Below are 6,256 nucleotides of genomic sequence, written 5' to 3'. Positions count from 1 at the left end.
TTAAACGATCGGCATTACATTATATTCCGTGGGGTTTTGGTGAATTTGCTCATATTTTCTGCTAGACTCGCCATCCAATTTTTCTCATATAGAAGATGCAGCCATGCCTTGGATTCAAATCAAGCTTAATGCTACCAATGAAAATGCCGAACAAATCGGCGACATGTTAATGGAAGAGACTGGTGCTCTTTCTGTAACTTTCCTGGATGCACAAGATACCCCTGTATTTGAGCCTCTGCCGGGCGAAACTCGCCTTTGGGGTGATACTGACATTCTCGCGCTTTACGACGCTGAGACTGACACTGGTGTCGTTCTAGCGCAGATTAAAGCAAGCAACATGTTCCCTGCAGACTTTGCTCACAAAGTAGAGCAAATTGAAGACAAGGATTGGGAACGTGAATGGATGGACAACTTCCACCCAATGAAGTTTGGTGAGCGTTTATGGATCTGCCCTAGCTGGCGCGATATCCCTGAACCTGACGCTGTAAACGTAATGCTGGATCCCGGTCTTGCATTCGGTACCGGTACTCACCCAACAACAGCATTGTGTCTTGAGTGGCTTGAAGGCCTAGACCTGACAGGTAAAACCGTGATCGATTTCGGTTGTGGTTCTGGCATTCTTGCGATCGCTGCGATCAAACTTGGCGCGGCAAAAGTTGTCGGGATCGACATTGATCCTCAAGCTCTGCTTGCATCAAAAGACAATGCACAACGCAATGGTGTTGCTGAGCAACTAGAGGTGTTCTTGCCACAAGATCAACCGGAAGGTTTGCTCGCTGACGTTGTTGTTGCCAACATTCTTGCCGGTCCATTACGCGACCTTTCTGGCATCATTAAAGGTCTAGTAAAGCCAAATGGTGTACTAGCAATGTCGGGTGTTTTAGATACACAAGCGGAAGATGTTGCAACTTATTATCGTGATGAGCTTCACATTAATCCGATCATTGAACAACAAGAATGGTGTCGAATCTCTGGTCGCAAGCAAGGCTAGGTAAGACTTTGGGCGCTAATTGACTGAAATTTAAACGAATTACGAAAACAAATTGTAAATGCTCAAATATTAGTCTTTTCACGCAGCGAAAAAATGCGTAAAATGCGCGCCCTTGCTGGTACAGAACTGTGATGACATTTTTGAAAATCGGAAATTATCAACTTAAGAACAATCTAATCGTCGCTCCTATGGCTGGCGTAACGGATAGACCATTCCGTGAGTTGTGTCTTCGTTACGGTGCGGGGATGGCAGTCAGTGAAATGATGTCCTCCAATCCGAAAGTTTGGAAAACGTCAAAATCTCAGCAGCGTATGGTACATGAAGGCGAATCGGGCATTCGTTCAGTACAAATCGCTGGTGCAGATCCACAGCTTATGGCCGAGGCTGCTCAATTCAATGTTGCTAACGGTGCGCAAATCATCGATATCAATATGGGTTGCCCAGCCAAAAAAGTGAATAAGAAGCTTGCGGGCTCAGCCCTACTTCAGCATCCAGAACTCATTGAAGATATTCTGAAGGCTGTGGTAAATGCTGTCGACGTTCCAGTAACGTTGAAAACGCGCACAGGCTGGGATACAGACAATAGAAACTGTGTCCAGATCGCGAAAATAGCCGAAGACTGCGGCATACAAGCTCTTGCCCTTCACGGGAGAACTCGCGCTTGTATGTACAAAGGTGAGGCAGAATACAAACACATTAAAGCAGCGAAACAAGCAGTATCTATTCCGGTTATCGCTAACGGTGATATCGATAGTCCGGAAAAAGCGAAGTTTGTGCTGGAGTACACCGGCGCTGATGCTTTAATGATAGGTCGACCTGCCCAAGGACGTCCTTGGATTTTTAACGAAATCCTACACTATTTGGAAAACGGCACCACGATGGACCCACTCCCGATTTCGGAAGTGAAAGACATCATGCTTGGTCATGTGCTCGCTCTACATGAATTTTATGGAGAGTTTTTAGGCCCTCGCATCGCTCGTAAGCATGTGGGTTGGTATCTAAAAGAGCATGAACAAGCGAGTGAGTTTCGCCGTACCTTCAACGCATTCGAAGCAGGTGATCTGCAGCTTGAAGCGCTAGAAGGTTTTTTTGATAACGTTGCACCATAATTACGAGAAGAGCTAGACCGAATATGTTCGAACAAAATCTGACTTCAGAAGCATTGACAGTAACTACAGTTACATCACAAGACCAAATCACGCAGAAGCCACTACGTGACTCAGTTAAAGCATCATTGAAAAATTACCTTGCTCAATTAAACGGTCAAGAAGTCAGCGAGTTATACGAATTAGTATTAGCTGAAGTTGAACAGCCACTACTAGACACTATCATGCAGTACACTCGCGGTAACCAAACTCGCGCAGCAACCATGATGGGTATTAACCGCGGTACTCTTCGCAAGAAACTTAAAAAATACGGCATGAACTAATCGTTCTTTCGTAATTTATTGAATTAGAAGCCGAGCTATTTATTGAACTCGGCTTTTTTTTGTTTATATGGCAACAAGCGAACAATTATCAATCAATTAATGAGATGTAACGATTGATAACGTAATCACTACCGATATAATGACCCATTAATCTAATCGTCTGGAAGCTACATGCTTGATATGAAAAGGGAAGAATGGCTTAGCACACTGATCCGTGAACTGCCTGATCGTCATCTTCTGTTGGATACATCCGGACGTATTGTTGAAAACTTTGACAATCCAAATCACCACACAGTTTCAGAACTGTTGCCTCCCGCGGTTGAAAAGCAGCTGTTAGAGGCGGCAAAGCAAGCTTATTCCAGTCGCGAAATTCAATACATTCAATACTCTCTTGCGCCCTGTCAGCAACTTCAGCTTTCTATTGAACAACTTTTCGCTCAAGGGGAAGAATCTGCAGAATCAGACGATCGATATTTTGAATCGACATTAAAGCCATTGTATCTCTCGCCAGAAAAGCAATACGTGCTGTGGCAAGAGCGAGATATTACTAAAGCACAGCAACGTGAAGCTGAGCTGATAGAACTCGCTGAAATCGATGAGCTAACTGGGATTTTAAATAGACGTGCCTTTTTACTTGGGTTGGAAAAAGAGTTCAGTCAATCGCCTAAGCAAAGCTTAACGTGTTTGATGATAGACATAGACCACTTCAAAGAGATCAATGATCAAGTTGGCCACCTTTCTGGTGATGAGGTAATCGTTCAAGTCGCGAGTTTATGCCAACAGTCAATAGACTGCGATGATTATCTAGGTCGCTTGGGTGGCGAAGAATTCGGTGTCATTCTCACACACACCAGTGCCATTGAAGCTTATTACGTTGCGGAGACGATTCGTAAAACGATTGAATCAACGCCGTGTACCGTAGACGGCCACATCATCTACCCAACAGTCAGCATCGGTGTTGCTGAATACACACCACACCTTAAAACCATAAAAGAACTATTGGCTCAAACTGATAGAGCCATGTACTCTTCAAAGCAGACTGGTCGCAACCAAGTCACGCTTTACCATAATAACCTACCTACTTTAAAAATTGACGCTCAACTAAGAGCCAAAATACTGCAAGCTTCCTAGGGTTATTAACCGTAGTAAGCCTCTCTCCCTAACGGGGACCTTCTCAGCTATTTACCATCAGCAGCACAGCATGAGCTTTGTTTATCTTCGCTCGCCAAAGCACCTAAGATAGAACAATGGCTCGCATCGTCATCTACATGACCGCAGCAAGCATCATTAATCTTCTTTAATGCCGTGCGTATTCTGCCAAGTTCACTGATTTTTTCATCAATAAGTTTCAGCTTTGCCGTTGTGATGGCTTTCACTTCCGAGCAACTGTGCTGCGTTGCTTCCAAGCGAATCTCGAGCAATTCCTTAATTTCATCTAAACTCAGCCCTAACGCTTTAGATTTAAGAATAAAGGTCACCTGTTTCTGATTGTTTTCATCATATAAGCGATATCCTGAGTCACTGCGACTGGCAGGAGCAATCAGGTTACTTTTTTCATAAAACCGCAAGGTATCGGCTGTCACACCGCATCTTTTCGCTAATTCACCGATCTGAAACATGTTTTTTCCTACTGTTCCGTCCATTCCACAATTAACCTTATCGTTACTTTTCAGGCTGAAATGGCACTTTTCATAATTAATTTTGAGATGCCAAACGATTGCGCGAGCTTTTTTGTAATAAATTAGTTAGAATCTGCGCCATCAAATTTGGAGTTGGTTATCTTATTGCTTAATCATAAGACAAACCCAAAAGGTCTTTACCAAAACTGGCCAATATTTTATCTCTTACTGGTATCTAAGATAATCCACGCTAAGAAGATAGAAACAAGTTCTTTTTTGGCAAATATCTTTATTTTAACCCCATGAATTTGAGGAAGATGGAAGCATGAATAACGCTCGTCCAATTCGCCGCGCTCTAATCAGCGTATCAGACAAAACTGGTATCGTTGAATTTGCACAAGCTCTTGCTAACCGTGGTGTAGATATCCTATCTACCGGTGGCACTGCTCGCCTGCTTGCTGAAAAAGGCATCTCTGTTACAGAAGTATCTGATTACACTGGTTTCCCAGAAATGATGGATGGCCGTGTTAAGACTCTGCACCCAAAAGTTCATGGTGGCGTTCTAGGCCGTCGTGGCCAAGATGATGACGTGATGGAAACTCACGGTATCAACCCTATCGATATGGTTGTTGTAAACCTATACCCATTCGCAGAAACCGTTGCTAAAGAAGGCTGTACCCTTGCTGACGCTGTTGAGAACATCGACATCGGCGGTCCTACAATGGTTCGCTCTGCAGCGAAAAACCACAAAGACGTAACTATCGTTGTTAACGCACACGACTACGAGCGCGTTGTTGCTGAAATGGACGCGAACGAGAAATCTCTAACGCTAGATACTCGCTTCGACCTCGCTATCGCAGCATTCGAGCACACAGCTTCTTACGACGGCATGATCGCAAACTACTTCGGTACTATGGTTCCATCATACGGTGCCTCTCTACTTGATGAAGAAGGAAAGAAGGCTGATGAAGAGTCTAAGTTCCCTCGCACGTTCAACCAACAGTTCGAAAAGAAACAAGACATGCGCTACGGTGAAAACAGCCACCAGGCAGCAGCATTCTACGTTGAAGCGAATCCTGAAGAAGCGTCTGTATCTACAGCTCGTCAAATCCAAGGTAAAGCACTTTCTTACAACAACATCGCTGACACTGACGCAGCACTTGAGTGTGTGAAAGAGTTCGACCAGCCAGCATGTGTCATTGTTAAGCACGCTAACCCATGTGGTGTTGCACTAGGTGAAGACATCCTAGAAGCTTACGACCGTGCATTCAAAACAGACCCAACGTCTGCATTTGGCGGCATCATCGCTTTCAACCGTGAGCTAGACGCTGCAACAGCAACGGCTATCACTGAGCGTCAATTCGTTGAAGTTATCATTGCACCATCTGTTTCTGCGGAAGCAGTAGCAATCGTAGCGGCTAAGAAAAACCTTCGCCTGCTTGAGTGCGGTGAGTGGACAACTAAGACAACTGGTTTTGACGTGAAACGCGTTAACGGCGGTTTGCTAGTTCAAGACCGCGACCAAGGTATGGTTTCTGAAGATGACCTGAAAGTGGTTTCTAAGCGTCAGCCAACAGCTGAAGAATTGAAAGATGCTCTATTCTGCTGGAAAGTCGCGAAGTACGTTAAATCTAACGCTATCGTTTACTCGAAAGGCGACATGACTATTGGTGTAGGCGCAGGCCAAATGAGCCGCGTTTACTCTGCGAAAATCGCAGGTATCAAAGCGGCAGACGAAGGTCTACAGGTTGAAGGTTGCGTGATGGCATCAGATGCATTCTTCCCATTCCGTGACGGTATCGACGCGGCAGCAGAAGCGGGCATCAAGTGTGTTATCCAACCGGGCGGCTCTATGCGTGATGACGAAGTTATCGCAGCAGCAGACGAACACGGCATGGCGATGATCTTTACGGGCATGCGTCACTTCCGCCACTAATTTCCTCTTCGTATTTGGCACTGTGGCGTCGTTAGCTGCTTTCGCCCACCCCGGTCACATAGCGAGCTATGCTTCCGGGGATGGGCTCAATTGCTGCCTAGCCACATCACCAACTACTTTGAGCAAAACTTATAATTTTGTTTTTTAAATATTCCGATATTTGAAATACGTAGAGCAAGTCAGTGACTTTAGTTCAAGGAAAACACGCGGAGCTTATGACCATAAGTGAGCATGTTTGACACAGAAATAAAGGCTCTGAAGCAGCTATAAGGATTTTAAAA

At 44.8% G+C, this 6,256-nt stretch carries 6 protein-coding genes; 5 read left to right on the top strand and 1 reads right to left on the bottom strand.

Translation table 11 applies throughout. The annotated features are described in order from the left end of the window. Positions 1-103: 103 nt before the first annotated feature. From prmA to AB4589_RS21870, 4 genes are all read left to right on the top strand, one after another. A complete protein-coding gene (prmA, locus tag AB4589_RS21885; RefSeq protein ID WP_372101679.1) occupies positions 104-991 on the top strand; it encodes a 50S ribosomal protein L11 methyltransferase in 888 nt (295 codons plus the stop codon). A gap of 140 nt (positions 992-1,131) precedes the next feature. Further along, the gene (dusB, locus tag AB4589_RS21880; protein ID WP_009844689.1) at positions 1,132-2,100 is read left to right on the top strand and encodes a tRNA dihydrouridine synthase DusB; all 969 of its coding nucleotides are present in this window, start codon (positions 1,132-1,134) and stop codon (positions 2,098-2,100) included. 23 nt (positions 2,101-2,123) lie between these two features. Beyond that, a complete protein-coding gene (gene fis / locus AB4589_RS21875; RefSeq protein ID WP_004729744.1) occupies positions 2,124-2,420 on the top strand; it encodes a DNA-binding transcriptional regulator Fis in 297 nt (98 codons plus the stop codon). A 171-nt stretch (positions 2,421-2,591) separates the two neighbouring features. Further along, on the top strand, positions 2,592-3,551 hold the full coding sequence (locus AB4589_RS21870; RefSeq protein WP_371709574.1) for a GGDEF domain-containing protein: 960 nt from the start codon (positions 2,592-2,594) through the stop codon (positions 3,549-3,551). A gap of 47 nt (positions 3,552-3,598) precedes the next feature. Here the strand turns inward: AB4589_RS21870 and zntR are convergent, their stop codons facing one another. Continuing rightward, a complete protein-coding gene (gene zntR, locus AB4589_RS21865; protein WP_269335937.1) occupies positions 3,599-4,039 on the bottom strand; it encodes a Zn(2+)-responsive transcriptional regulator in 441 nt (146 codons plus the stop codon). Between the two features lie 325 nt (positions 4,040-4,364). On the opposite strand from zntR, the gene purH reads away from it, so the two are divergent. After that, positions 4,365-5,975 carry a bifunctional phosphoribosylaminoimidazolecarboxamide formyltransferase/IMP cyclohydrolase gene (gene purH / locus AB4589_RS21860; protein ID WP_371709573.1) on the top strand — a complete coding sequence of 537 codons (1,611 nt, stop codon included), beginning with the start codon at positions 4,365-4,367 and terminating at the stop codon, positions 5,973-5,975. Positions 5,976-6,256 lie beyond the last annotated feature (281 nt).

Origin of the sequence: Vibrio sp. 10N.222.49.A3, from assembly GCF_041475145.1 — a bacterium.
In the GTDB taxonomy this organism is placed as follows: domain Bacteria; phylum Pseudomonadota; class Gammaproteobacteria; order Enterobacterales; family Vibrionaceae; genus Vibrio; species Vibrio tasmaniensis_A.
This window is presented reverse-complemented; position numbering and strand designations above follow the sequence as displayed.

Bases quoted from the DNA above. Each gene is read 5' to 3' on its own strand.
- prmA (WP_372101679.1), top strand. From the start codon at position 104: ATGCCTTGGATTCAAATCAAGCTTAATGCTACCAATGAAAATGCCGAA.
- fis (WP_004729744.1), top strand. From the start codon at position 2,124: ATGTTCGAACAAAATCTGACTTCAGAAGCATTGACAGTAACTACAGTT.
- AB4589_RS21870 (WP_371709574.1), top strand. From the start codon at position 2,592: ATGCTTGATATGAAAAGGGAAGAATGGCTTAGCACACTGATCCGTGAA.
- zntR (WP_269335937.1), bottom strand. From the start codon at position 4,039: ATGTTTCAGATCGGTGAATTAGCGAAAAGATGCGGTGTGACAGCCGAT.
- purH (WP_371709573.1), top strand. From the start codon at position 4,365: ATGAATAACGCTCGTCCAATTCGCCGCGCTCTAATCAGCGTATCAGAC.